The sequence below is a fragment of the Candidatus Cardinium sp. cBcalN2 genome, assembly GCF_022810445.1.
In the GTDB taxonomy this organism is placed as follows: Bacteria; Bacteroidota; Bacteroidia; order Cytophagales; family Amoebophilaceae; genus Cardinium.
Genome location: NZ_JAACGD010000181.1, coordinates 1 through 1,278, shown reverse-complemented (window position 1 = coordinate 1,278; position 1,278 = coordinate 1). Strand labels below are relative to the sequence as shown.

General features: G+C 33.6%; 2 protein-coding genes. Both read right to left on the bottom strand.

Features of this window, described 5'->3' with window-relative positions; all coding sequences use genetic code 11:
• Positions 1 to 195: 195 nt before the first annotated feature.
• The gene (locus MUW74_RS04220; protein WP_243518792.1) at positions 196 to 462 is read right to left on the bottom strand and encodes a hypothetical protein; all 267 of its coding nucleotides are present in this window, start codon (positions 460 to 462) and stop codon (positions 196 to 198) included.
• Between the two features lie 8 nt (positions 463 to 470).
• Positions 471 to 1,109 carry a hypothetical protein gene (locus MUW74_RS04215; protein ID WP_243553105.1) on the bottom strand — a complete coding sequence of 213 codons (639 nt, stop codon included), beginning with the start codon at positions 1,107 to 1,109 and terminating at the stop codon, positions 471 to 473.
• Between the last annotated feature and the right edge of the window lie 169 nt (positions 1,110 to 1,278).

Below are 1,278 nucleotides of genomic sequence, written 5' to 3'. Positions count from 1 at the left end.
TATCAACTACTACACTTAAAGCAAAGATTTCAATTAAACTAAATTTATGTATCCTTGATAACTTATTAGCTTTTGTCAAAACAAGAATGGCTTTTACAAATCGCTAAAAACGATTTTGACACACTTTAATGAATACTTCCTTTCTAATTTTATTGTCAGATCAAATCATAACTAACACGCACATAAAATAGAAAATCATACTAGTTCCCACTCATTTTTTTGAACATTAAATTCAAATTCAGCTTGTTTAATAGCTGCTTCTATAGTGTCATGGTAAGTATCTGTTATTTCTTTACCTTTTGCATCTATATATAATAAGTAATAGCCAGGATCATTCTGATAAGACACAATACGCAGCTCCTTAGGATCTGGAGCTATAGATCCTAGGACGTAATGCCTTACTTTCCCTGTATTAAAGTGATGTTGTTGTAGTAGAACTTTCTTTATAACAGAAAACAACATAAAATCAATTATTTAGTTGGGTTAATAATAACACGTGAATTTTCTACAACTGTACCTCCTACTTTATCATAGGCTTCAAAATGAGCATGATGAATTTTTCCTGTTGTCTCATGAGCTCCATAACGCACCTGACGTAATCCATCCTTTGATAAATATCGACCAGGGGATACTTCTTTATATCCCTTACCAAGATATTTTTCAGCACAGTTTAAGAAACCTCCTTCAGAAATCTCTCCACGCAAAATTTCTGGAGCTCTTTTTGAAATTCGTTCATAGTTAGCACTACAAACAGGATTCTTTATTTTAACTTTCGCCGCTCCTCTCCCCTGATTAACTAGATTCCTTACCCAGGCTAGCACTTTTCCTTCTGCTTGGTTAATTATAGGTATTTTTCTGAGTTTTTCGAAAACTTTTCCAACTGCTCCAAATAATAGCACTTGTTTAATGATCTCTAATTCATTTCCCTCACTTAGATCTGCTGCTCCTATTCCTGCTACTGTTGCCCTAACAGGGCCCACTAATGGCAGTGACGACAAAAATACCCCTGTACCTGTACCAAAGCGGATAAAGGATCTAACTAATTCCTCATCTTTTTTATTGCCTTCTTCTTCTAATGCTTTTTTGCTTCCTTGTAACTGAACTAACAATGGCGTCAACTTAAGAGCTTTATTGTATTGATTTACAGATATAATAACATGTTTTTTTAGCTGCGTTTTTTGGTTGTTATTTTATGATTATTTAGCTAAAAACTTTCAAGTATGCTTGGACAGATTCTGTATAAGATCTAAACTTAAAACCTGACCCATAAAATTGGAT

Bases quoted from the DNA above. Each gene is read 5' to 3' on its own strand.
- MUW74_RS04220 (WP_243518792.1), bottom strand. From the start codon at position 462: ATGTTGTTTTCTGTTATAAAGAAAGTTCTACTACAACAACATCACTTT.